This window comes from Streptomyces sp. NPDC021080 (genome assembly GCF_044333225.1).
In the GTDB taxonomy this organism is placed as follows: domain Bacteria; phylum Actinomycetota; class Actinomycetes; order Streptomycetales; family Streptomycetaceae; genus Streptomyces.
Genome location: NZ_JBIRQM010000003.1, coordinates 567,307 through 590,537, shown reverse-complemented (window position 1 = coordinate 590,537; position 23,231 = coordinate 567,307). Strand labels below are relative to the sequence as shown.

Genomic DNA, 23,231 nt, shown 5'->3' with positions numbered 1-23,231 from the left:
TCAGGGGCCCGCGAACACCCCGATGCCGTTGGGGACGGGACGCTCGGCGCCGCCGCTCGGATGGTTGAGGACGCTGACCGCGTCCGCCCCCGCCTGCCGGGCGACCATCGTCGTGGATCCGCCGCCGTCCAGGCTGAAGGCGTCCTTCGCCCCCAGCCCCTTCATGGTCCGGGTGACCTCGGCGATGGTGAGCCCGACGCGGAACCTCGGCGCGCCGTCCAGGGCGAGGAGCTGGATCCGGCGCCCGTGGTCGGAGAGGCCCACCGCGGTGCGTACCGCCGAGGTCTTGTCGTCCAGACCCGGCAGCGGCACCCCGGCGGTCATCATCGGATAGCCGCCGATCGCGAACCGGTAGGGCACCCGGGAGGACTTCGCGACCAGCCGGTGCCGTACCCCGACCCGTTCGCCCAGGGACAGCTTCCGCAGCCGTCGGGCGCCCGTCTCGCGGCCGACCAGCACGGTGGTGCCCCGGGCGATGGGCCCGCTTCCCGGAGCCCCGGCGGTGGACACGACCCGGCCGTGGCGGAGTGTCACCTCGTAGGTGTCGGCGCTGCACGGCGCGGCCCGGTCCGTGTCCGTACCGCAGGTCGCCCGGACCCGCGAGGCGCTGCCCCAGTCCGCGGTGAACGCGCCGACGGATCCGGTCGGGAGCGCGTACTGGTTGAACCCGCCGAGCCGCCAGGTGCCCTCGGGGCTGCGCACGGACCCGTCGAGGGCCACGCTGTCCAGCCGGGCCCGGCGGTCGACGCCCACCCCGAACACGTCCTCGGTGCTCGTGCCGGGCGGCAGTGCCGGTCCGAACCGCTGGCCCTCGGGCACCGCCGCCTTGAGACCGTGGCCGCCCGCGATCGCCGGACCCACCGTCGCGCCCGTCGCCTCGACACCGGGATGCTGCGTCTCCGTGATGTCGAAGAAGTCGCCGTTCACCCCCGCGACGGCGCCCCGGGAATCGGCCAGTCGGGACACGGGCGCCCGGGACGCCACGGCCCCGGGGTAGAGGAGGTCGACGCGCACATGGGGATTGCGCAGATCGACGGTCAGTACGTGCGCGTGCGCCACCCCCTTGACCGCCGGGATGTCCAGCTGGGTGTACATGACACCGGGCGCGATGCGGGTCGGGCCGTCCGCGACGCGGGTCGCGCCGTCCGCGCCGCTGGCCGGTGCCGCCCCCGTCAGGGCCGCACCGGCCAGCGCCCCGCTTGCCGTGAAGACCGTCAGTGCCGTTCTGAACCGTCTGCCAAGACGCGTCACCGTGCCCCCTGATGTCTCGTCAACTCTGCCAGGACTCAGGGGAATTGCATCAGAGACGGGGACCCGGGGCGGTGGCTAGGCGCCGACGACGCGGGAACGGATCAGAAAACGCACTCCTTCGGGTGCTTCCAGGGAGAAGCCGCTGCCACGGCCCGCGACGACGTCCACGATGAGCCGCGTGTGACTCCACAGCTCGTACTGGCTCTTCGACATCCAGAAGGAGACCGGCTCCTCGACGCCCTCGACCTCCAGCTCGGCCAGCAGGACGTCGGAACCGCCGGTGCGGAACTCGCCGTCCGGGTAGCACATGGGCGCGCTGCCGTCGCAGCAGCCGCCCGACTGATGGAACATCAGCGGTCCGTGCAGGGTCCGCAGCCGCCTCAGCAGTTCGGCGGCATCGGGCGTCAGCTCCACGCGCGGGACGGCGTCCATCGGCTCTCCCCCTCGGGTCTCACGGCTGTCGCGCACCAGCCGACCACCCCGGACGTTGCGAGAGGGTTGCACACCCCGGACACACGAGAGGCCGGTCCCCGGTGACACCCGCGTGATGCGGGTCGTCACCGGGGACCGGCCTCGGGAGCGATCGTGCCTGCCGACGCGGTACCGGCCGACGGGGTGTCAGCCGCCGCCGTGGGCGCGGTGGGTCAGCAGATGCGCGGCAGCTGTTCCCCGAGCGGCATGTCCACCACCCGGGTGCCGCCCAGACCGGTGGCCGCGACCACCATGCCGGGGTGGTCGGGGACGCAGTGTCCGATCGCCACGGACTCCTTGCCCAGCGGGTGGGCCCGCATCGCCGCGAGCACGGCGTCGGCGTGCTCGGCCGCCACGAACGCCACCAGCTTGCCCTCGTTGGCCACGTACAGCGGGTCGAGGCCCAGGAAGGCGCAGGCGTTGGCGACCGTCTCCGGGACGGGCAGGGACCGCTCGTCGAGCCGGATGCCGACCCGCGCCGCCGCGGCGATCTCGTTCAGCGAGGTGGCCAGCCCGCCGCGGGTCGGATCGCGCAGCACGTGCAGATCCGGGCAGACGGCCAGCATGTCCGCGACCAGAGAGGCCAGCGACGCGGTGTCGCTCTGGATCTCGACGCCGAACTCAAGACCCTCCCGCACGCTCATGATCGCCACTCCGTGCACGCCGATCGGCCCGCTGACCAGCACCACGTCACCCGGGGCCGCGCGCTGCGGGCGGATGTCGACGCCGTCCGGGATCAGGCCGATCCCGGCGGTGTTGATGAAGACGCCGTCGCCGTGACCGGCGTCGACGACCTTGGTGTCGCCGGTCGCGACCAGCACCCCGGCCGTCCGGGCCGCCTCGCCCATCGCCTCGGCCACGCGTCCCACGACGGACAGCTCGACACCCTCCTCCAGGATGAACCCGCAGGAGAGATAGGCCGGCACCGCTCCCGCCATGGCCAGGTCGTTGACCGTGCCGTTGACGGCGAGGTCGCCGATGCTGCCGCCGGGGAAGAACAGCGGCCGTACGACGAAGGAGTCGGTGGAGAAGGCGAGCCGGGCACCGCCCATCAGCAGATGGGCCGCGTCGCCGAGTTCGGCGAGCACCGTGTTCCCGAAGGCGGGCGCGAACAGGTGCTCCACCAGCTCGGCGGAGAGCGTGCCGCCGCCGCCGTGCCCCATCACGATCCTGTCGTGGTCGCGCAGCGGCGCCGGGCAGGTCCAGGAGGAGAAGTCGACCGGAGCGTATGCCGAGTCAGCCAACGGAACTCGCCTCCTTGTCCGGGCTCTCCAGCCGCCGGTAGAGGTAGTACGCGGCGCACGCGCCCTCGCTGGAGACCATGGTCGCGCCCAGCGGATTGCGCGGGGTGCACTCCTTGCCGAAGGCGGCGCACTCGTGCGGCTTGATGAGGCCCTGGAGCACCTCGCCGCTGCGGCAGACGGTCGACTCCTCCGTCTCGATGCCCGTCACCGAGAAGCGGTGCTCGGCGTCGTAGTCCCGGTACTTGGGCGACAGCCGCCAGCCGCTGAGCGGAATCGTGCCGATCCCGCGCCAGGCCCGGTCGGTCACCTCGAAGACGTCGGAGAGCATGGCCCGCGCCGCCGGGCTTCCCTCGGGCTGCACCGCGCGCGGATAGGCGTTCTCCACGGTGTGCTGCCCCGCCTCCAGCTGGATCACCGCGCGGCGGATGCCCTCCAGGATGTCGAGCGGCTCGAAGCCCGTCACGATGATCGGCACCCGGTGCCGCTCGGCGAGTTCGGGGTACTCGGCCGTGCCCATCACCGTGCAGACGTGCCCGGCGGCGAGGAACGCCTGCACCCGGCAGTCCGGCGAGTTCATGATCGCGTCGATGGCCGGCGGCACCTTGACGTGCGAGACCAGCAGGCTGAAGTTGGGGATGCCCAGCTTCTTGGCCTGGTACACGGTCATCGCGTTGGGCGGCGCCGTGGTCTCGAAGCCGATGCCGAAGAACACGACCTGCCGGTCGGGGTTCTCCTGAGCGATCTTCAGCGCGTCCAGCGGCGAGTACACGACCCGGACGTCCGCGCCCTCGCTCTTGACCTTGAACAGGTCGCGTCCGCTGCCGGGCACGCGCAGCATGTCGCCGAACGAGCAGAAGATCACGTCGGGCCGGGAGGCGATCTCCAGCGCCTTGTCGATGATCTCCAGCGGGGTCACGCAGACCGGACAGCCCGGCCCGTGGATCAACTGGATCTCCTCGGGCAGGAGCTGGTCGATGCCGTGGCGGATGATCGAGTGCGTCTGGCCGCCGCAGACCTCCATGAGAGACCAGGGCCGGGTGGTGACCGCCCTGATGTCGTCGAAGAGCCGCTTGGCGAGAACCGGATCGCTGAACTCGTCCAGGTACTTCATGACCGCGCCTCCTTCTCGGCGCCCTTTAGGGGCGGAAGTCCGGTTCCTGCGGGGCGTTCGGCGCCGGCGTCCCGGGCGGCCCTGCCCCAGGCGTCGCCGAACTCCTCCTCCAGCACCCCGAGGTTCTCGAAGAGTTCCAGGGTCTGCCTGGCCGACTCCTCGTCCAGCTGCTGCAACGCGAATCCCACATGGACGATGGCGTAGTCACCGACCTTCATGTCCGGCACGTACTCCAGACACACGTCCTTGACGACACCGCCGAAGTCCACCTTGGCCATCCGCGTCGCGTCGCGTTCCTCGATCTCCAGCACTCGGCCGGGTACGGCCAGACACATGACTTGCTCCTGCCTCGCTCGTGCGCTCCGTCGCGCTAGTCGAAGTCCAGCGACCGGGCGGCGACGATCAGCTGGCCGAGGGCCAGACCGCCGTCGTTGGGGGGAACCCTGTGGTGCCTCAGCACGGTGAAGCCGCGGTGTTCCAGGACGGCGCCGCAGCCCTCGGTCAGCAGGGCGTTGCAGAACACCCCGCCGCTGAGGGCGACCGTGTCGATGCCGGTCCTTTTCCGTGCCACCGTGCACACCTCCAGGACCAGGCCGGTCACGGCCCGGTGGAACCGGCGGGCCACAGGACCGGCCGTGACACCGGCCCTGACGTCCGCGACGGCGGCAGCCAGGACCGGCGCCGGATCGGCGATCAGCGGCACCCCGGGGCCCTGACGGACCGCTCTCAGCATGAACCGGTACGCGTCGTTCCGCTCGTCGTCGGCGAGCGGTCCCGTCAGGTCGTCGAGCGCCGCGTTCTCCAGCTCCATCGCCGCCTGCGCCTCGTACTCCACCCGGTGGCAGACGCCCGAGAGCGAGGACACCGCGTCGAAGAGGCGTCCCATGCTGGACGTGGGAACGCAGTTGAGGCCGCGTTCCAGCTGCCGTTCGAGCAGCCGCCGCTCCTCCGGTGTGGCCGCCGCCGCGCACGGCAGCTCGTCGCTCCAGGGCAGTCCCGCGGCCCGCAGATGCGACAGGGCCATCCGGTAGGGGTTGCGTACGGCCGCGTCGCCGCCCGGCAGCGGGACATAGGCCAGATGGGCGAACCGCCGGTATCCGTCGTAGTCGGCGAGCAGCACCTCACCGCCCCATACGGCACCGTCGTCGCCGTATCCGGTCCCGTCGAAGGCGATCCCGATCACCGGAGCCGAACCGTCGAGACCGTGCTCGGCCATCGCCGAGGCGACATGGGCGTGGTGGTGCTGCACCTGGCGCAGTGTCAGTCCGCGGGCCTCGGCGGTGCGCCGTGCCCACTGGGTGGCGCGGTAGCCGGGATGCCGGTCGGCGACGAGCAGACGCGGCGCGACGGCGGTGAGGTCCGTCAGATGGCCGGTGGCCCGCTCGAAGGCGTTCAGGGTGGCCAGGTCGTCCATGTCCCCCACGTGCGCGGACAGCCACGCGTAGCGGCCGTCCCCGGCGCAGAAGGTGTTCTTGAGGTCCCCGCCCACGGCCAGGGCCGGGACCACCGGCACCGGCAGGGCGATCGGGAAGGGGGCGTAACCGCGCGACCGGCGCACCGGGAGCTCGGCTCCCGCGCACACCCGGACCACCGAGTCGTCACAGGGCACGTGGACGGTCCGGTCGTGGGCGAGCCAGGCGTCGGCGAGCCCGGCCAGCCGGGTCAGCGCCTCGGCGTCGTCGGTGACGATGGGTTCGCCCGAGCGGTTCCCGCTGGTCATCACGAGGACGGCCGGGCCCGGCGGATCACCGGGCAGACCGAGCAGCAGCCGGTGCACCGGTGTGTACGGGAGCATGAAGCCGAGGTCGGGGCTGCCCGGGGCGACTCCCGGGGCGATCTCGTCGCCGGCCCCCGCCCGCCGCCGCAGCAGGACCACCGGCTTGCGCGGCCCGAGGAGCAACTCCCGCTCCTCGGGCCCGACACGGGCCAGTCGCCGGACGGTCTCCAGCGAACCGGCGAGCACCGCGAACGGCTTGCCGCCGCGGTTCTTGCGCTTGCGCAGGGTGCGCACGGCCGCGGGATCACCCGCGTCGCACGCCAGGTGGTAGCCGCCGATCCCCTTGACCGCGACGACGGCGCCCTCGGCCAGCAGCCGGCGGGCCTCGGCGAGCGCCTCCGCGCCCCGCAGCTCGCCCGGATCGTCCGCCCCGGTGCGCAGCGTGAGCCGGGGACCGCAGGCGGGACACGCGATCGGCTGGGCGTGGAAGCGCCGGTCGGCCGGGTCCGCGTACTCACGGGCGCAGTCCGCGCACATCGGGAAGTCCGCCATGGTGGTGCCGGCCCGGTCGTACGGCAGCGAGGTGACGATGGTGAACCGCGGACCGCAGTGCGTACAGGTGATGAAGGGGTGCCGGTAGCGCCGGTCGGCGGGGTCCGCGAGTTCGCTCAGACAGGCGTCGCAGGTCGCGGTGTCCGGGGAGACCAGGGTGCGGCCCGGGCCGCCGGAGGAGGGGCGGATGGTGAACACCGAGCCGTCGTTCTCCAGGGGCACGGCCTCGTGCTCGACCGACTCGACGACCGCGAGCGGCGGCGGCCGCGTCCCGATCCGCGCGCAGAACTCCGCCACGCCGGCGGCCGGGCCCTCCACCTCGGCCTCGACGCCCCGCGCGTTGTTGGTGACCCAGCCGGTCAGCCCGAGTTCCTCCGCGAGGGTGTACACGAACGGCCGGAACCCCACTCCCTGGACCACGCCCGTGACGACGACGCGCCGGCGCTCGCGCCCGGGGGACCGGTTCACCGGGCCTGTCCCCGCACGCCGGGGTGCGCGTGCCCGTCGGTGTGCCCGTCCGCCGGCGGGTGCTCGTGGCCGTTCTCGTGGCTGTGCAGGTAGCGCTCGTGCTGCCGCGCCAGTACCGGTACGTGGGTCTCCTCTCCGGCCGCGCAGCGCAGGACGTGAGCCAGCAGGGCGTCGACCCCCTGGCCGGTGCGGGCCGAGGTCTCCAGCACCGGCACCCCGGGATTGACCTGCCGGACACCCCGCAGGAACGCCTCCCGGTCGAAGTCGACGGCGTCCGCGATGTCGGTCTTGGTGATCACGACGAGATGCGCGAGCCCGAAGGCGGTCGGGTACTTGACCGGCTTGTCCTCGCCCTCGGTCACCGACGCGAGCGCGATGCGCAGGGTCTCCCCGAGGTCGTAGGAGGCGGGGCAGACGAGATTGCCGACGTTCTCGACGAACAGCAGCCGGGTGCCCTCGGGCAGCCAGCCCTCCAGCCGCCGCTGGAGCATGCCCGCCTCCAGATGGCACAGCCCGTCGGTGAGGATCTGCCGCACCGGTGCGCCGGACCGGGCCAGCCGGGTCGCGTCGTTCTCGGTCGCCAGGTCGGCGGTGACGGCGGCGGCGGGGGTGCCACCCGCCACGGCGCGCGCGAGCAGCTGTTCGAGCAGAGCCGTCTTGCCGCTGCCCGGACTGGACAGCAGATTCACCGCCACGGTGCCGCGGTCACCCAGATAGCCCCGCAGGGCCAGCGCGTTCTCGTCGTTCTTGGCGAGCACGGCCTGATGCAGGTCAACGGTGCGGCACATGGCTCGCCTCCTCGTCGCGTACCGGTGGCCCGGACGGCGCGGGCCGAGACCCGTCGTCCGCGTCTTTGCCGTTCAGGGGCCCGTCGGCCAGCGTCACCCGGACGATCTCCAGCTCCCGGCCGCCGAGCAGGGTCAGCGGCGCCCCGCACCCGGCGCACCACAGCACCGGTGGCATCCCGGTCGCCGCCTCGCGGCCGCAGCCCTCGCAGCGGCCCCGTGCTTCCACAGTCTCGATCAGCAGCCGTGCCCCCGCCAGCGCGGTGCCCTCCGCCGCGAGCCCGAACGAGAAGTCCAGCGCCTCGGGCACCACCCCCGCCAGCTCGCCGATCCGCAGGGTCAGCGACGCGACCGCGCGGCCCTGTTCCCGCACGGCCTCCTCGACCTGTTCGACGACCGCGACCGCGATCGACAGCTCGTGCACGGACCTCACCTCCCGCCGCCGGGTGCCGCCGCGCCCGGACGTGCGGCGCGCGCATGCCTGGTTACCCTGAGACCACGATGACCGGGCAAGAGGCCGAGCGGCGCGCTCTGCTCACCCCGGTGCTGCTCCTGTTGCTGGCCGAACGCCAAGGTCATGGCTATGAACTGGTGCAGCGCCTGGGCGCTTTCGGCTGCGGCGACGCGGACCAGGCGCATGTGTACCGGCTGCTGCGGGGCATGGAGGGCAGTGGCGAGGTCACCTCGCACTGGCGCGCCTCGGAGAGCGGCCCCGCGCGTCGTGTCTACGCGATCACCCAGCAGGGCGCCATGAACCTCGCCCTGTGGTTCGTGCGCCTGGGGGAACTCCACGGCACCCTGCATCTCTTCCTGGAGCGGTACGTGCAGCTCGAGGACGTCGGCGGCCGCGCGGGGCGCGACGGCGGGGGCCCGCGCGCCGGCGCGCGTCCGCCGGATCACGCGCGTCCGCCCGATCATTCACGTCCGCCGGATCACATGCGCCGCATGCGCAAGTAGCGGCGGATGTCCGACAGGTTCCTCGCGACTCCGTAGGCCAGTACGAGGCCCGCGGCGACGCCGACCCATTGCCATTCCATCCTTGCCTCCATCTCGGTCAGCTCCTCTGGGGTACGGAGGTGGCGCGGCGTACCAGGCCGAGCACCAGGTCGGCGGCGGCGTCCACGGCACCGGCCACCGGGGGAGTCAGGCCCATGCCCTCGTCGGTGGCGCCGGGTTCGCAGCCGATGACGTACACCTCCTCGGGGAGGGTGCCGCCCGCGCCGGCGTGCAGATCGTGCAGCAGGGCCAGCACGGTGGCGGGGTCCATGGCGTGCGTGTCCAGTGGGCCCGGTCCGGGGCCTGCCGCGGGGGGTCCGGGGCCGACGTCGATCGTGTAGAGCGTGCCCGGCGGGCCGTCGCGGCTGACGATGTCCACGAGCACGAGCGTCCGGTAGCCCTCCAGCAGCCGGTAGGCGAGGTGCACCCCGCGGATGCCGGCGTCCATCAGCTCGACGCCGGGCGGCAGTTCGGGTGCCCGGGCGGTGAGCCGCCGTACGGTCTCCACGCCGAACCCGTCGTCCCGCAGGAACACGTTGCCGACCCCGGCGACCAGGACCCGGCCGGTCCCGCGCCCTTCGGCCGGCCCGGACGGGCCGGTGCGACCGGATCCGGTCATGTCGCCTCCTCCTGCTCCGTCAGCGGGGCCACCTCGTCGGGCTTGAAGTACAGGAAGCGGCCCTGGGCCCGGCGCACGTCGGTGCCGGGGTCGTCGTCCACGACGACGGCGAGATGCGTCTCGCCGTCGAGGTCGCCGACCACGGCCTCGACCGTGGCGTGCCGGCCGTGCAGGAAGGCGTCCTGGGCGTCGGAGCGCCGGGCGCCGGGGGTGAGCCTGACCCTGCTGCCGGCCCGTACCGTCGCGCCGTCGATGACGACGGCGGTGGGCACCTCGGCGGCCCCGGCCTCCTCGGCCGGGTCCCACCAGGGATGCCCCGGGCCCCGAGGCAGACTCGGGCCGGTGTCGGGGGCGGCGGGGAGCGCCTCGCCCGCCGCGTCGTCGCCGGTGATCTCGCGCAGTCCCCGGATCGCCCCGTGCAGACGCTCGCGCACCGCGTCCGGCATGGCGTCGACCAGGTCGACGACCCCGGCGGCGCGGGCGTCCGTGCCGCGGGCCTCACGCTTCTCCCGGTCGGTGAGCGCGGCCGTGCGCAGGGACAGGATCTCGTCGATCTCGGTGGCGTCGTAGAGGGGCCCCGGGCTCTCCTCGGCGACGGCGGGATGGTCCTCCAGGATGATCGGCGAGGACAGCATGACCTCGTCCGCGCCGGGCGGGCCCGCGAGGACGGGCCAGGTGCGGTCGTTCTGACAGCTCGCGGCGGCCGGACGGGCCCACTCGGGAGGGTCCGTCAGCGACAGGAACCGTCCCCCGGGAACGCCGAACAGCAGATGGGTGCCGATCAGGCTGTGGGCGAGGGCGGTCTCGCGGTCGAGGGGGGCGTCCTTGGGGGCGGTGGTGGTGTTGTGCACGCTCACCGTCAGCCGCAGCACCCGGTACGGTCCCGGCAACTCCTCGACTCTGGGACGCAGTTCGCCCGTCAGCCGCTTCCGGCGCCGCACGAGACGGCCGAGCGTGCGGCCCTCGGCGTCGGTGACCGGCTCGTACTCGACGCTGTCGGGGAGGTCGAACCGTACGGCGTGCACCGAGGCTTGGTCACCCGTCAGTTCCGCGAGCGATTCATGGATCAGGACGCGTTCCTCGTGTCCCTCGTCCCAGGGAACCAACACCCGGTCGGGCAGGTCGAGTTCGGGGACCTCTGTGTAGCTTCCATCGGCGTCGAGCCGCTCGACGGTGCGCCGCCGGACGTGCAGGAAGCGCAGTTCGGCGTGGAGCCGGTCGCCCGTGCGGGGTTCCAGCAGGCATTCGGTGCGCTGGACGGAGTGTTCTCCGGTCGTGGCGGTCCAGGCGGGCGGCACCAGGACGCCGAACTGCCAGCGCAGCTGGTTCTTCGCGGCGGAGGCGCGGTAGGGGTAGAGGACATATCCCTCGAACAGGACGGCGTCCGCCACCGTGCGGGCCTGCTCGAAGCGGTCCTCCAGGGGATTGCTCATCTCAGTCGGCCCCCTTCGCGTCGGCCTTCGCGTCGGCGGTGGCGAGGAGTTCGTCGAAGACCCGCTCCCAGGACGGCAGCGCGTGCGCGGACCGGTAGCGGCGCAGCGCGTCGAGCACGTCCAGCCGGACGCGCAGCCAGCCCGAGTTGGGGAAGTACTGCTCGATCATGTTCCGCCACACGTCCACCGGCATCCGGTACGACGTCTCCTTGTGCCAGGGCACCGGCTCGGCCCGGAAGCCGTCCCGGCCGGTGAACACCGTGCCGGAGAAGAGCAGGAGCAGCGGCACCTCGCCGCGGGACAGCGCGCGGAAGTACGAGGCCGACGCGACCTCGGTGTCGTAGGTGCAGGGCACCGGGAGATCGACCTCGGTCGAACCGGTGAAGGCCGGGACCGTGATGGAGGCGTGGGCGAACTGCAGCGGCTTCAGCGTGCTGTTCCAGCGGCTCGGCTCGCCGAACAGGTCGCCCAGCATGTCGACCTCCTCCGGCTCGTACGAGCGCCCGGCGGGCTCGATACGGATCTGGCAGCGCAGCGCGAGGGCGTGCACCGGCTGGTGGTCCGCCTCCTCGATGCGCAGCCCGAACAGCAGCGTGGGCCCGGCCCCGTACGGCTCGGGGCGCACCCCGGTGCAGGTGAACTGGAGATCGGTCACGGGACGCCCCCGGAGTTCTCGACGTCCCCGGTCTTCTCCAGCGGCCGGGCGGCCGCCGTGATCCGGTCCAGGAACTCCGCGATGTCCGCGCGTGCCTCGGCCCCGCCGTCGAAGCCCTTCCAGTGCAGCCGCATCCGCCCGACCAGTTCGTAGCAGACGTCGACCGGGACGAGGGTGCACGTCACCGTGCCCTCCCGCTCGCGGTGCAGCAGCAGCGCCTCCACGTCGGGCTCCAGCAGCTCCGCCAGCCGGCTGCGGCCGAGCACCGCGTCCCAGGTGGCCGGGTCGAGTTCGCTCTCGGTGGCGCCCGCCGGGCTCGGATAGAAGGCCGCGAGCCGGCCGAGCTCGGAGTTGCGGAAGAAGAAGGCGAGCGCGACCGGGATCTGCAGCCGGTTCCAGCCGGCCTCGTCCAGGACGAACCCGGGATCGGTGAGATACCGGTCCGGGACCGCCCGGAAGCGGTCCTGGCCCGCGCCCGGCCGGGCGAAGAGCAGATGGCAGGGCGGGCACGAACACTTCAAGGACCGCCGGGAGGTGTCGACGATGTGCCGGTGCTCGGCGGGCAGCGGCTCCCCGCACAGGTCGCAGCGCTCGCCCTCGGGCGGCGGCCTGCGGGTGAACTGCCGGAGGATGTCGGTGGTCACGGCCCCGCCCCCAGCAGCTCGCCGGGCAGTGCCACCCGCACCGACCCGTCCTCCTCCAGCAGCGGTACGGGATCCAGGTGGCCCGCGTCGCCCCGGCCGGCCCGGCGCACGTCGAACGCGGCGCCGCAGCCCGCGCAGCGCAGCAGTTCACCGTCCAGGACCGCCGGAGCGAGGCCCGCCGCGCACAGGGGACAGGGGTCGCGATAGGCGTACAACTGCCCCGGCAGGCGGACCAGCAGCAGGGTGCGGCCCGCGACCTCGGTGATCCGCGTGGCACCGTCGTCCATCGGCAGCGAGCGCGGGCCGAGTTCGTACCAGCGTGCCGTCTCGCCGGCTCGTCCGGACGAAGGCGGGGCACCCGGAGCGTCGTCCGGGCGGTGCGGCAGGATCTGGAGCAGCGCCGGCTCCGGGCTCCCGTCGGCCATGCCCTCGACCTCGATGTGCGCGATCTCGGGGGCGATCCGGGCGACCGCCTCCTCGATGGTCCAGCGCACGGTCTGGGTCGAGGACGGACAGCCGTCGCAGCTGCCGCGCAGCCTCAGGCGCAGCGTCGGACCGCCGGCCGTCTCCAGGTCGAGCCCGGCCACCTCCACGTCGCCTGCGTGCGAGCCGAGGTAGGGGCGGACCTTGTCGAGGGCCCGTCCCACCCGGGTCGCCGTGTCCTCGGGGTGCAGATCGTGCAGGATCAGCAGGTCGCCGACGAGTTCGTCGGCGGTGAGGACGGCGAGGGGATCCGCGCCCGCCGGGGCGGAGCGCAGCAGGCGTACGGTCCGGGCCAGGCCCTCGCCGTAGAACTCCATGAGGCAGCGCACCAGTTCGTCCGCGACGTCGCGCGCCTCCGGTCCCGCCCGCTGCGCCAGCTCGTCGAGCAGCGCGCCTATCCGCTCGCCCGTCTCCTGTCCGGCCATCGGCAAGCCCCTCTCCTGAGACTCCTGAGGAAGGTCGCATCGCGATGAACATCGGATCGCGATGGACGTCGGATCCCGGGAAGGTCAGACGGCCAGTCCGCTCAGCCCCGTCGGCATGTGCGTCTGCTCCACGGTCCGCCCGCCGCCGACGTACATGTGCACACCGCACGGCAGACACGGGTCGAAGCTGCGGACGGCCCGCATGATGTCGATGCCCTTGAAGTTCTCGGGCGGGTTCTCCTCGAAGATGGGCGTGTTCTGCACCGCGTCCTCGTACGGGCCCGGTGTGCCGTAGGAGTCGCGTACACTGCCGTTCCACGGGGTCGGCGGATACGGGTGGTAGTTGGCGATCTTGCCGTCCCTGATCACCATGTGGTGCGAGAGCACACCCCGGACCGCCTCGGTGAAGCCGCAGCCGATGGACTCGTCCGGCACGTCGAACTTCTCCCAGGTCTGGGTGCGTCCGGCGCGGACCTCCTCCATCGCCTGTTCGGCGAAGTGGAGGGCGGCCGCGGCGGCGTACGCCTGGAAGTAGGTGCGGGCCCGGTTGCGTTCGAGGGCGTTGCTCCACTGCGGGATCTTCCACTCGAGCGCCATCTCCGGCTTGGTCATCGTGCGCGGCAGGTTGATCTGCACGCTGTGCCCGGTGGCCTTGATGTAGCCGATGTCGACGAGTCCGGACAGCGCGGTGGACCACAGCCGGGCGATCGGGCCGCCGCCGGTGTCCAGCGCCAGGTGGTCGGTGCCGTCGAACCAGCGCGGCGACATGACCCAGCTGTACTTGTCGTCGAAGTCCCGCTTCTGCGGGGCCGGGATGGTGTGCTGGTTCCACGGGTGCCGTTCGTCGATGGGGTTCCCGAGCGGGTCGCGTTCGACGAACTTCTCCATGCCCGACCAGTCCTCGTAGTACGAACTGCCGAGCAGGATGCGGATGCCGAGGTTGATGTCGACGAGGCTGTTGGTGACCAGCTTGCCGTCCACGACGACGCCCGGGGTGACGAACATCCGCCGGCCCCAGTTCTCCATGTTGGCGTACTGGAAGTCGCAGTACTCCGGGTCGTTCAACGCGCCCCAGCAGCCCAGCAGCACCCGGCGCCTGCCCACGTCCTCGTACCCGGGCAGGGCCTCGTAGAAGAAGTCGAAGAGGTCGTCGTGGAGCGGGACGACCCGCTTCATGAACTCCACGTAGCGGGTGAGCCGGGTCAGGTAGTCGGTGAAGAGCTGGATGGTCGCGACCGTGCCGACACCGCCCGGGTAGAGCGTGGAGGGGTGCACATGGCGGCCCTCCATCAGGCAGAACATCTCCCGGGTGTAGCGGCTGACCTGGAGCGCCTCGCGGTAGAACTCGCCCTCCAGCGGGTTCAGCGAGCGCATGATGTCGGCGATGGTGCGGTAGCCGTGGTCGGCCGCGTGCGGGGCCTCGGTACGCTCGGCCTGTTCCAGCACTCCGGGGTTGGTCTCGCGGACCATCCGCTCGCAGTAGTCCACGCCGACCAGGTTCTCCTGGAAGATGTTGTGGTCGAACATGTACTCCGCGGCCTCACCGAGGTTGATGATCCACTCGCCGAGGTGCGGGGGAGCCACGCCGTACGCCATGTTCTGGGCGTAGACCGAGCACGTGGCGTGGTTGTCGCCGCAGATGCCGCAGATCCGGCTGGTGATGAAGTGCGCGTCGCGCGGGTCCTTGCCGCGCATGAACACGCTGTACCCGCGGAAGACGGACGAGGTGCTGTAGCACTCCGCGACCCGCTTCGCCTTGAAGTCGATCTTGGTGTGGATGCCGAGACTGCCGACGATGCGGGTGATCGGGTCCCACGACATCTCCGTGAGGCCGTCACCGGCCGGCTTGTTCGTCGCCGTCGCCATGGTGCCGCGCCACCTTCCTGTCGAGTGTCTGATCAGCGGGCAACCGTGGTCACCACGGGGCCTTGTAGCCGGTCGTGAGCTCCTCGCTCCGGCCGCGCCACTTCGGTTCCTTGTCGACGGTCTTCGCGGTGATGTTCCGCAGCCGCCGTATGACGGATCCGTAGATACCGCTCGCCGTCGCGGACACATGGCCGCCCGGCGGCTCGTCCATGAACGGCATGAACTTGTCGGGGAAGCCCGGCATGGTGCAGGCGATGCAGATCCCGCCGACGTTCGGGCAGCCGCCCACGCCGTTGATCCAGCCGCGCTTGGGCACGTTGCACTTGACCACCGGGCCCCAGCAGCCGAGTTTGACCAGGCACTCGGGAGATCCGTACTCGCTCGCGAACTGCCCCTGCTCGTAGTAACCGGCGCGGTCGCAGCCCTCGTGCACCGTCGCGCCGAACAGCCACGTCGGCCGCAGTTCCTCGTCCAGCGGGATCATGGGTGCCGCGCCCGCCGCCTGGTACAGCAGGTAGAGCAGGGTCTCGGAGGCGTTGTCCGGGTGCACGGGGCAGCCCGGGATGCAGACGATCGGAATGCCCGCCTTGGACTTCCACTCCCAGCCCAGATAGTCCGGCACGCCCATCGCGCCGGTCGGGTTCCCGGCCATCGCGTGGATACCGCCGTACGTCGCGCAGGTGCCGATGGCGACCACGGCGAGCGCCTTGGGAGTGAGCCGGTCCAGCCACTCGCTGGTGGTGATCGGCTGCCCGGTCCCCGGATCGTCCCCGAAACCGCACCAGTAGCCCTCGGGCTTGACCCGCTCGTTCGGAATGGACCCCTCGACGACCAGCACGAAGGGCTCCAGCTCTCCCCGGTCGGCCTTGAAGAACCATTCGACGAAATTGTCGGCGCCCTCCACGGGCCCGCACTCGAAGTCGATCAGGGGCCAGTGCACCGCCACCTTGGGCAGTCCCGGCAGGGCGCCGAGCGCCAGTTCCTCGATGCTCGGCTGGGTCGCGGCGGTGAGCGAGACCGAATCCCCGTCGCAGCTCAGCCCCGCGTTGATCCAGAGAATGTGGACGGTCGGGTCCTCCTGCGCGTCGTCCTGCGCGGCCGGGCCCGCCGTCGTCGCGGTCGGGGCGTCCATGAGCCCTCCTGGAATCAGCTCATTCAGGTCATACCTGTCCAAAAAGCCTTCTCCATGGTTACCGCCGGGGAGCGTCGGCGGTAAGTGCGAACCGGCCTTATCGGTGCCCCGCACTGGCCGCCGGACGGCGCGAAATGTTTGCAAAATTGCTGGGTATTTTGTTAACAATCTTGTAGCGTGCGTCACGCCTTGGGCCCGAGGCGTCAGCGGATCACTCGATTACACGACAAGAGGAGACCCCATGGAGCGGCTCTCGCAATCCTCCGATCGCGTCGCCTCCGCCCGTCCGGCGGGTGAACGGGCAGGACGCGCCCCCGGCCGCGGGCGTCTGGTGAGGGGCATGGCGATAGCGGGCTCACTCGCCCTGACGGCGATCGCGGTGCCCTCGTCCGCGATCGCGGCCCAGGGACAGGCCGCGTCGCAGGTGCACAGCGTGGACCCGGAGGACGCATCGCTGGCCTTCGACGCCGGCGCCTACACGACGCTGACCGTCACGGTCGACGGTCAGCCGGTCGAAGTCCGCGCCTACCGCGAACTCTGCTACGTCGCCGACCCCGTCGCTGCGGCCGCGCAGCAGTCCGGCATCTTCGGCTCCACCACCATCAGCAACACCCGCTGCGGCTACGAGAGCATGAACGTCTTCGTGCCCGAGAGCGCCTTCGCCGACCAGCGCGCGCCGATCTACTTCGCGGTGAACAACGGCGGATGGATGGCCAGTTACATCAGATCGAGCGTCACCGACGGCTCGTCCTACAACAGCGCGACGAGCAACGTCGGCGCGGCGCTGAAGGCCGGATTCGTCTTCGTGGACGTCGCCAACCGCAGCCGCGGGCTCATCGGCGCCGACGGCTCCTCGCCGGGCAAGGCCCCCGCGGCGGCGGTCGACGCCAAGGCCGCGGTCCGCTACCTCCGCCTCAACGACGCCGCCATGCCCGGCAGCGCCGAGCGGATCGTCGTCAACGGCACCAGCGGCGGCGGCGCGCTGTCCTCGATCCTGGGCGCCTCGGGCAACAGCCCCGCGTACGACTCCTACCTCGCGGCGATCGGCGCGGCCGGCATCGACCCCCGGGGCCGCAGCACCCTGCGCGACGACGTGTTCGCGGTCAACGCGTACTGCCCGATCACCGACCTCGGCAACGCCGACGCCGCCTACGAGTGGCTCTACAACGTCCTCGGCACCCGTGACGCGACCGGATCGAACGCCACTCCCGACGACGCCGCCGAGATCGCGGCCCGGTTCCCGGCGTACGAGAAGAGCCTCGGGCTCCACAACCCGGACGGTTCCAGGCTCACCGCCGACGACATGCTCGACACGATCGAGAAGGAGGTGATCCGCTCCGCCGAGACCTACATGAAGGCCGACCCGGCCAACACCGTTCCGGCGCTCGGAGCCACCTTCGACATCACGTCCGGCGGGCCCGGCGGGTCCACCACGAAGTCGTACGTGAACGACTGGATCGACGTCGACAACGCGGCGGACAAGGTGCTGTCGGTCGACATGACGAAGTACCTGAAGTTCGTCGCCACCCAGGCCACCCTCAAGACGACGCCCGCCTTCGACGCCGTGGGCGTGCACGGGAACACCACCAGCGGGACCGAGACCAACCTCTTCGGCCCGTACACCCAGAAGTACATGAACTACACCGAGTGGAGCTGGAACCACAACGACGTCGCCGGAGACGGCAGCGGCACCGACGACACCGGACTGACCTGGGACCAGTACACCGCCGAGAAGAACACGACCCTCGACGACCAGATCCGTCTGATCGACCCGATGGACTTCATCGGCACGAACGCCGACACCGCGCCCAACTGGTACGTCCGCAACGGCACGCGGGACCGGGACACCTCGTTCATCATCTCGGTCAACCTGGACCGGGCGCTGGAGGCGGACAAGCAGGTCAAGAACGTCGACTACCGGCTCGCCTGGAACCAGCCGCACGCCGGCAACTACGACGTGCCGGAGGCCATGGCCTGGATCGCCCGGGTGGCCGAGAGGGCGGGCGACCCCCTCGCCACCCGGCACCACGGCACCGCCGGACACTAGCGCCGCGGCAGGCGGTGCTCGCCTCACCGGGCGGCCACCGCCTGCCACGACTCCGGCCGGCCGCGCCGGGGGTGCGACCGTGCGATCGGGGTGCGATCGCCGGGTGCGGGTCCCGTCCTGCGGGCGGGGCCCGCACGGGCCGCAGCGGCGGCCCCGGCAGCTCGCGCCTCGGTTCCGGGCACCGCCCTGCCTGCTCGCTACTCGGTTCCCGGGCCGCGGTCTCCCTCCTGCTCGCCGTCGGCCGGGCCCGAGGCGATCGGCCCCATCCGGATCACCATGTATCCCTCTCCTTCCCCGGGCGGCCGGGTCCAGGAGCGGCTCGTGAACGTGTGCAGCCGCCCGTGTAGGATCGCGTGACGCGGGAGGCGGACGCCGAACTCCCCGGCCACCGCTTCGAGCAGTGGCCGTTCGGCCTCGGAGCTGTCCCACAGGTCGGCGAAGAACCGGCTCGGGTCCAGCGCCTCCGGTATCTCCCCGCTCCGCCGGACCTCTCCGTCCTCGTAGGTGAACGCGTACTGCTCGACTCCGTTCCGCGCCACCGAGAGGTGGAAGAACGGCTCACCGCGCCGCGTCCTCAAGCCGCACCACACCACCACCGCCCGGGTGCCCGCGCCGGCGCCCACGGCGGGGGAGACGAACCGCTGTCGGCCGAACGGGGCGGGATCGCCGTCGAAGGCGAAGCTCCAGCCGCGGCCGGCCCGGCCGACCGCCATGCGGGCCCTGTCGTCGTAGGAGGAGAACTCCCGCTTGCCGCGCAGCGATCTGCGGCGCGCCTCCCGAGAGGTCAAGGGCTCGTTCAGCCCGGTGCCGTCCTCAGCCCTGGTTGCTTCCCCGCCTCCGTCCCCGTCCCCGCCTCCGTCCCCGGCTTCCTCCCCGTCCGCGTCACCGTTCCCGTCCGAGAGGCGTTCCGGCAGGTCCTGCGGTTCCACGCCCTCCACCAGGACGAACCGGTAGGACGTGGGACTGTTGCCCGGGTCCGGCACCGCGAGCCACGCCAGGCCGTCCGGGTCGAGCCCCGGCGTCGGAACCGGCGGCTCACCGGCCTGCCCGCCCCTCGGCGTGGACAGCAGCTCCCGGCCCCGCTCCGGGGTCAGCAGCGGTCCGAGCACGGGGTCGGCCACCCACCCCAGCGGCGCCAGGTGGTCCGGTCCCAGCGGCTCCCACAGCGGCAGGGCGTTCATCAGCGTCCGCCACGCCTCGTCGCCGTCTCCCCAGCGTGCCAGTTCCCGCGCCCGCTCGACCGCCTCCCCGAACGGTCCGGCCGGTGCGTACCGGTAGGTGCCGCTCCTCACCTGCTCCAGCGTCGCGTAGGCCAGGGACTCCAGATCGTCGTCGGCACCCCGAAGGTGGAACTTCAGCGTGGAGTCGTCCCGGTACGAGTGCGCCGCGTGTTCGGCGACCAGCGGCGGCAGCAGTTCGGGGGCGTACCGCGGATCCGTCACCAGCTCCTCGAAATACACCATGGAGGTCTTCCCGAGCAGACGCCGTATCTGGTCGCCCAGCCCGGCGGCCCGTGGCCTGCCGTACCTTCCGGCCTCGTCGAGCGTCGCGACGGCCCGCTCCCAGCCGCCGCGCAGTGCCTCCAGCCGGGCCTTCTCCATCCGGGCGTCCTGCTCGCGCGTCGTGTCGTTGACGAACGCAGGCCGATCGTCGTCCCGGCCCGCCCGCAGGCGGTGGAACTCCCGGTACATCTCCCGCATGAACTCGAGGAAGTTCGCGTGCCGCTCGGGCGGCGCGGCATGCCAGCCCGCCCACGTGTACACGGCCCACTCGCCGTCCTCGTCGGCGTCCTCGGGATCCATGAGGACGTAGAGGGCGTCGGACTCCACGTCGAGCTGCAGTCCGCGCCTCCAGATGTCCACTTCCCGCCGCTCCTCGGGCCCGGCGTCCTCGTCCAGATACTCCTCGAACTCGTCGGCGAGGCCCGACGCGTCGTCGTGCCAGCTCGTGTCCTCGGTCCCCGCCAGAACCCACACGAACCCGCCCGCGTGCCGCCACCCGTCGGTGACCTCGAGGAACTCCCGGTACGACGGGGGCATGCGCCGGCCCAGGCGCCCCTCCATGGCGGCGATCCGCTCCTCGGACGCGGGCGGGAACCCCAGCCACCGGGCCTGCCGGGCGGTCTCGTCGCCCTCGCCCCGCGTGTCGTCGTCGGACAGGGAATCCGCCCACTCCCCGCTCCACTTGAGCAGGAAAGGCCGCCAGTCGAATGCCGTGGATTCGCTCATGAACACGATGCTGCCACCCGCCACTGACAACGCCCCGGCACGGCACCGGGACCGCGTCGCGGGAGGAATTGTCCGAACATCGCCGGTGGCCGGCCCTCTGCCCCGTGTCCCCGCTTACGATCAAGCAGCTTTGATCTCGGACGGAGGAGCGAACGCACATGACGGACAAGCGAGTTGTCATCGTGACCGGCGCGGGCTCGGGCATAGGCGAAGCCACGGCCCGGTTACTGCGCGAGGGCGGTCACCATGTGGTCGCCTCGGGGCGCCGGGCCGAACCGCTGCGACAGCTGGAGAAGGAGACGGGCGTACTGGCACACCCCTCCGACGCGGGCGACCCCGTCGCCGTCGACGGTCTGGTCCGCGCGGCCCTGGACGCCTACGGGCGAGTCGACGGGCTGGTGCTCAACGCGGGCATCGGGCGCGGCGGAACAGCCGGGGACCTCTCCGTGGAGGACTGGGACATGGTGATGCGTACCAACGTCACCGGCCCGATGCTCCTCCTGCGCGCGGCGATTCCGCACCTGACGGCGACGCGTGGAGCCGTGGTCGGCGTGGCATCGGTCTCCGCGCTGCGCAACGGCACGAGCAACGCCCCGTACGCGGCGTCCAAGGCCGCCATGCTGCAGCTGTGCCGTTCCGTCGCCGTCGACTACGGACGCCAGGGAGTTCGAGCCAACGTCGTGTGTCCCAGCTGGGTCAGGACCGAGATGGCCGACCGGCGCATGGCGCGTTTCGCCCAGGAGGCGAACCTGGGGGACGGTGGCGTGGAGTCCGCCTACAAGGAGGCGACCAGGCTCGTGCCCATGGGCCGGCCGGGCGAGCCGCGTGAGGTCGCCGAGGCCATCAGCTGGCTGATCTCTCCGGCGGCGTCCTTCGTCAATGGCGCGGTGCTCACCGTGGACGGCGGGGCGACGGCCCTCGACCCCGGCACCGTCGCGTTCGACTTCCGTATCGAGCCCCGGGACGGCACCGAACTCTGAGGCCGCGCACGGAACGCCGTCTCAGCTGCCGTGCGTCTGGTTCTGCCTCGCGCCGTCGTCGACCGACCCGGACGACCGGGCCGGACCGGGGCTGCCGGCGGCACGATGCGTGCCGGTCGTGGAGGCCCACATCCGGGCGAGTGCCAGGAGCGTTGTCGGGCTGCCACCGTCCATGCCGGGCAACGGGCACGGAGTCGACGGCGCTGCGCCGTCGCGCTTGGCGCTCAGGGTCTCGCGCAACGCGCCGGCGAGCGCCGCCGCCACGAGGCGATCACCTTTCGACCCGTCGTGACCGGCCTGCCGGTGTGCCCTTTCATACGCGTCCGGCCGGGTGTACTGCTGCAGTTCCAACAGCGCGTCGTACGTCTCGATGATCTGGCGATGGGCTTGCAGCGCCAATGGGGAACGCGGGAGCAGTACCTCCTGCACCCGGCTTCGTCGCGGGCCGGCGAGGGCCACCTGGGGTACCGCGACCACCAGGTCGTGCCACAGGGGCCACAGTCGCCAGACGGTGCGCAGCGCCCGTATCGACCGGACGCAGGCGGTCGCGGTGGGCACCAGCAACGAGGCCGCGCGGAAGAACCCGTGCACGCTGATGATGATGGACAGGTAGGGCAACAGGCCCTCGGCGTGCACGAAGAGGGTGATGAGATAGCCGCACCAGAACACCACGGCGAGGACACTTCCCACCGCGAACATGCGCAGTGACCACATGAGGTCCCGATCATCCGTGCGCAGGCTGTACGGCCAGCACACCACCACGGCGGCGGTGTCACCGACCAGATGGGCGCCGACGAGGATCAACCAGTACAGGCATGACGAGGTGGCCGGCGCCTGGACGGGCGTCGGCTCCTGGCCGGCAGTGAGCGTGTCCAGGATGAGCAGCGCCCCCAGCGCTGCGAGCAGGCCCGTGATCACGACGATCCGCAGGTGCCGTGTCCGGGTGGAATCGACGATGAAGAGAAGCACCAGGCCCGCGCTCAGGACACCGACCAGGTTGCGGGTCAGCGAGACCGTGTGCTGATCGACGCCGAGGCCGGTGAGCCAGGCCACCACCTTTGGCTGGAAAAGCGTGACGGCAGTGGTCGCGGTGAAGACCGTGACCCACAGGCCCCGCTGGTTCGGCAGCCGCAGGGCGGGAACGGCCCGCCATACGAGGGCGATCCACAGGGTGACGACACTGCACGTTCCGACCTGGTCCGCCAGTTCAGGCGCGGTCATCGGCGCTCACCCCGAGGTAGGTGCCGAGTCTCCCCAAAGGACCGGTGGGACGACCGGGCTTCCCGGCGCTCTGCAGAAGACTGGCGATCATCTCGGCTTCGCGTTCCTCGCGTGTCGTGTAACTGGTCCGGGCCATGAGGCGCTTGACGATGTGCGGCTGCGGGTCACCGAGCAATGAACCGGCCGGGTCATCGGCCTCGGTGGTGATGTCCCGGTGGTGTTCGCAGAGCACATGGCCCAACTCATGAAGGATGATGTGTCTTCGGTGCAGCGGGGCGGTCCGGGCTTCGTAGAAGACGTAGTCGGCGTCGTCGGTGTCCAGCCAGAGTCCGCAGACCCCGGTCTCCGCGATCTGCTCGGGCAGTTCCCGGATGACGAGCGGGCGGCCTCTGAAAGCCTCCACCCGCTCGCGTATCTCCTCGAAGGAAAGCGATCCCTGCATGCCGAGGTCTTGCAGAACGCCCATGCAGCGGCGCTGCAACTCGACGTATTCGCCGGTCGTCCTCATCCGCTGCCCCACCCCCTTGCGCCGGCACGACGGAAGGCACCCGCGTCGCCGTGCCTACGGGGCTGGTCCGGCGTGACGCCGAAGTGTCTCGCCAGGAAACGAAGTTGATCACGCGACACATCACGCTTGCGGACCGTCGCGAGTTCACGGAGGCGAGTCACGGAGGACGTAGAGCCCGTGGTCCCGTGGATCTCCTCGCTGATCTCGCCGATCTCGTTGTGAGGGGGGCGGTCGCCCCGGTAATAGGCGTTGATCACGTCTTCCAGCCGTCTGCTCGAGGAGGACGGGTCTCTGGTGCCGCCGTCGGCACCGTCGTTCTTGGGCATGACTCGCCCCCCCCCGGGCGAAGGAACCGTTCTTGGGTCCAGTGGACAGAGTTTGCCCCAAAGCTAACC

The 23,231-nt window shown here is 71.5% G+C and carries 23 protein-coding genes; 3 read left to right on the top strand and 20 right to left on the bottom strand.

All coding sequences use genetic code 11. The features are described from left to right. From ACH4S8_RS09905 to ACH4S8_RS09870, 8 genes are all read right to left on the bottom strand, one after another. Nucleotides 1-1,251, bottom strand: coding sequence for a phosphodiester glycosidase family protein (locus tag ACH4S8_RS09905; RefSeq protein WP_398392193.1), 1,251 nt, complete (start codon nt 1,249-1,251; stop codon nt 1-3). Nucleotides 1,252-1,326: 75 nt separating this feature from the next. Next, nucleotides 1,327-1,683, bottom strand: a complete 357-nt coding sequence (locus ACH4S8_RS09900; RefSeq protein ID WP_398392192.1) for a DUF779 domain-containing protein — start codon at nt 1,681-1,683, stop codon at nt 1,327-1,329. 212 nt (nt 1,684-1,895) lie between these two features. Then, the gene (gene hypE / locus ACH4S8_RS09895) at nt 1,896-2,885 is read right to left on the bottom strand and encodes a hydrogenase expression/formation protein HypE (RefSeq protein WP_398392371.1); all 990 of its coding nucleotides are present in this window, start codon (nt 2,883-2,885) and stop codon (nt 1,896-1,898) included. A 73-nt stretch (nt 2,886-2,958) separates the two neighbouring features. Then, nucleotides 2,959-4,077 (bottom strand): hydrogenase formation protein HypD, encoded by a 1,119-nt coding sequence (gene hypD / locus ACH4S8_RS09890; RefSeq protein ID WP_398392191.1) that lies wholly within the window; start codon nt 4,075-4,077, stop codon nt 2,959-2,961. Beyond that, entirely contained in the window at nt 4,074-4,412 is a 339-nt protein-coding gene (locus tag ACH4S8_RS09885; RefSeq protein WP_398392190.1) for a HypC/HybG/HupF family hydrogenase formation chaperone, read from the bottom strand. Before ACH4S8_RS09885 ends, hypD begins: the two co-directional genes overlap by 4 nt. Before the next feature lie 35 nt (nt 4,413-4,447). After that, nucleotides 4,448-6,814, bottom strand: a complete 2,367-nt coding sequence (gene hypF / locus ACH4S8_RS09880; protein WP_398392189.1) for a carbamoyltransferase HypF — start codon at nt 6,812-6,814, stop codon at nt 4,448-4,450. Then, on the bottom strand, nt 6,811-7,602 hold the full coding sequence (gene hypB / locus ACH4S8_RS09875) for a hydrogenase nickel incorporation protein HypB (RefSeq protein WP_398392188.1): 792 nt from the start codon (nt 7,600-7,602) through the stop codon (nt 6,811-6,813). Before hypB ends, hypF begins: the two co-directional genes overlap by 4 nt. Further along, the gene (locus ACH4S8_RS09870) at nt 7,586-8,023 is read right to left on the bottom strand and encodes a hydrogenase maturation nickel metallochaperone HypA (RefSeq protein ID WP_398392187.1); all 438 of its coding nucleotides are present in this window, start codon (nt 8,021-8,023) and stop codon (nt 7,586-7,588) included. Before ACH4S8_RS09870 ends, hypB begins: the two co-directional genes overlap by 17 nt. 77 nt (nt 8,024-8,100) lie before the next feature. Between ACH4S8_RS09870 and ACH4S8_RS09865 the strand changes: the two genes are divergently transcribed. Then, the gene (locus ACH4S8_RS09865) at nt 8,101-8,556 is read left to right on the top strand and encodes a helix-turn-helix transcriptional regulator (RefSeq protein ID WP_398392186.1); all 456 of its coding nucleotides are present in this window, start codon (nt 8,101-8,103) and stop codon (nt 8,554-8,556) included. Here the strand turns inward: ACH4S8_RS09865 and ACH4S8_RS09860 are convergent. The 8 genes from ACH4S8_RS09860 to ACH4S8_RS09825 form a co-directional block, all read right to left on the bottom strand. Further along, on the bottom strand, nt 8,532-8,636 hold the full coding sequence (locus tag ACH4S8_RS09860; RefSeq protein WP_398392185.1) for a DUF6893 family small protein: 105 nt from the start codon (nt 8,634-8,636) through the stop codon (nt 8,532-8,534). The genes ACH4S8_RS09865 and ACH4S8_RS09860 overlap by 25 nt on opposite strands. A gap of 17 nt (nt 8,637-8,653) precedes the next feature. Then, on the bottom strand, nt 8,654-9,214 hold the full coding sequence (locus ACH4S8_RS09855; RefSeq protein WP_398392184.1) for a hydrogenase maturation protease: 561 nt from the start codon (nt 9,212-9,214) through the stop codon (nt 8,654-8,656). Beyond that, complete coding sequence (locus tag ACH4S8_RS09850) at nt 9,211-10,647, bottom strand: hypothetical protein (RefSeq protein WP_398392183.1); 1,437 nt, start codon at nt 10,645-10,647, stop codon at nt 9,211-9,213. The genes ACH4S8_RS09855 and ACH4S8_RS09850 overlap by 4 nt, the downstream gene beginning before the upstream one ends. A gap of 1 nt (nt 10,648) precedes the next feature. After that, entirely contained in the window at nt 10,649-11,302 is a 654-nt protein-coding gene (locus ACH4S8_RS09845) for a DUF6084 family protein (RefSeq protein WP_398392182.1), read from the bottom strand. Further along, complete coding sequence (locus tag ACH4S8_RS09840; RefSeq protein ID WP_398392181.1) at nt 11,299-11,946, bottom strand: DUF5947 family protein; 648 nt, start codon at nt 11,944-11,946, stop codon at nt 11,299-11,301. The genes ACH4S8_RS09845 and ACH4S8_RS09840 overlap by 4 nt, the downstream gene beginning before the upstream one ends. Beyond that, nucleotides 11,943-12,854 carry a NifU family protein gene (locus ACH4S8_RS09835; protein WP_398392180.1) on the bottom strand — a complete coding sequence of 304 codons (912 nt, stop codon included), beginning with the start codon at nt 12,852-12,854 and terminating at the stop codon, nt 11,943-11,945. The genes ACH4S8_RS09840 and ACH4S8_RS09835 overlap by 4 nt, the downstream gene beginning before the upstream one ends. Nucleotides 12,855-12,938: 84 nt before the next feature. Next, nucleotides 12,939-14,720 (bottom strand): nickel-dependent hydrogenase large subunit, encoded by a 1,782-nt coding sequence (locus tag ACH4S8_RS09830; protein ID WP_398392178.1) that lies wholly within the window; start codon nt 14,718-14,720, stop codon nt 12,939-12,941. Between the two features lie 49 nt (nt 14,721-14,769). Beyond that, the gene (locus tag ACH4S8_RS09825; RefSeq protein WP_398392177.1) at nt 14,770-15,852 is read right to left on the bottom strand and encodes a hydrogenase expression protein HypE; all 1,083 of its coding nucleotides are present in this window, start codon (nt 15,850-15,852) and stop codon (nt 14,770-14,772) included. Nucleotides 15,853-16,192: 340 nt separating this feature from the next. Between ACH4S8_RS09825 and ACH4S8_RS09820 the strand changes: the two genes are divergently transcribed. Continuing rightward, a complete protein-coding gene (locus tag ACH4S8_RS09820; RefSeq protein WP_398392176.1) occupies nt 16,193-17,899 on the top strand; it encodes a subtype B tannase in 1,707 nt (568 codons plus the stop codon). Between the two features lie 197 nt (nt 17,900-18,096). On the opposite strand, the gene ACH4S8_RS09815 is transcribed toward ACH4S8_RS09820, so the two are convergent. Then, on the bottom strand, nt 18,097-20,127 hold the full coding sequence (locus tag ACH4S8_RS09815; RefSeq protein ID WP_398392175.1) for an SMI1/KNR4 family protein: 2,031 nt from the start codon (nt 20,125-20,127) through the stop codon (nt 18,097-18,099). A gap of 158 nt (nt 20,128-20,285) precedes the next feature. On the opposite strand from ACH4S8_RS09815, the gene ACH4S8_RS09810 reads away from it, so the two are divergent. After that, nucleotides 20,286-21,107: an SDR family NAD(P)-dependent oxidoreductase gene (locus ACH4S8_RS09810; protein ID WP_398392174.1), complete on the top strand. Its 822-nt coding sequence runs from the start codon at nt 20,286-20,288 to the stop codon at nt 21,105-21,107. 21 nt (nt 21,108-21,128) lie between these two features. Here ACH4S8_RS09810 and ACH4S8_RS09805 read toward each other — a convergent pair whose 3' ends face one another. The 3 genes from ACH4S8_RS09805 to ACH4S8_RS09795 are packed head-to-tail and all read right to left on the bottom strand — an operon-like array spanning nt 21,129 to nt 23,162. Next, a complete protein-coding gene (locus ACH4S8_RS09805; RefSeq protein ID WP_398392173.1) occupies nt 21,129-22,328 on the bottom strand; it encodes an MAB_1171c family putative transporter in 1,200 nt (399 codons plus the stop codon). After that, complete coding sequence (locus tag ACH4S8_RS09800) at nt 22,315-22,836, bottom strand: regulator component (protein WP_398392172.1); 522 nt, start codon at nt 22,834-22,836, stop codon at nt 22,315-22,317. Before ACH4S8_RS09800 ends, ACH4S8_RS09805 begins: the two co-directional genes overlap by 14 nt. Beyond that, entirely contained in the window at nt 22,833-23,162 is a 330-nt protein-coding gene (locus tag ACH4S8_RS09795) for a hypothetical protein (RefSeq protein ID WP_398392171.1), read from the bottom strand. Before ACH4S8_RS09795 ends, ACH4S8_RS09800 begins: the two co-directional genes overlap by 4 nt. Nucleotides 23,163-23,231 lie beyond the last annotated feature (69 nt).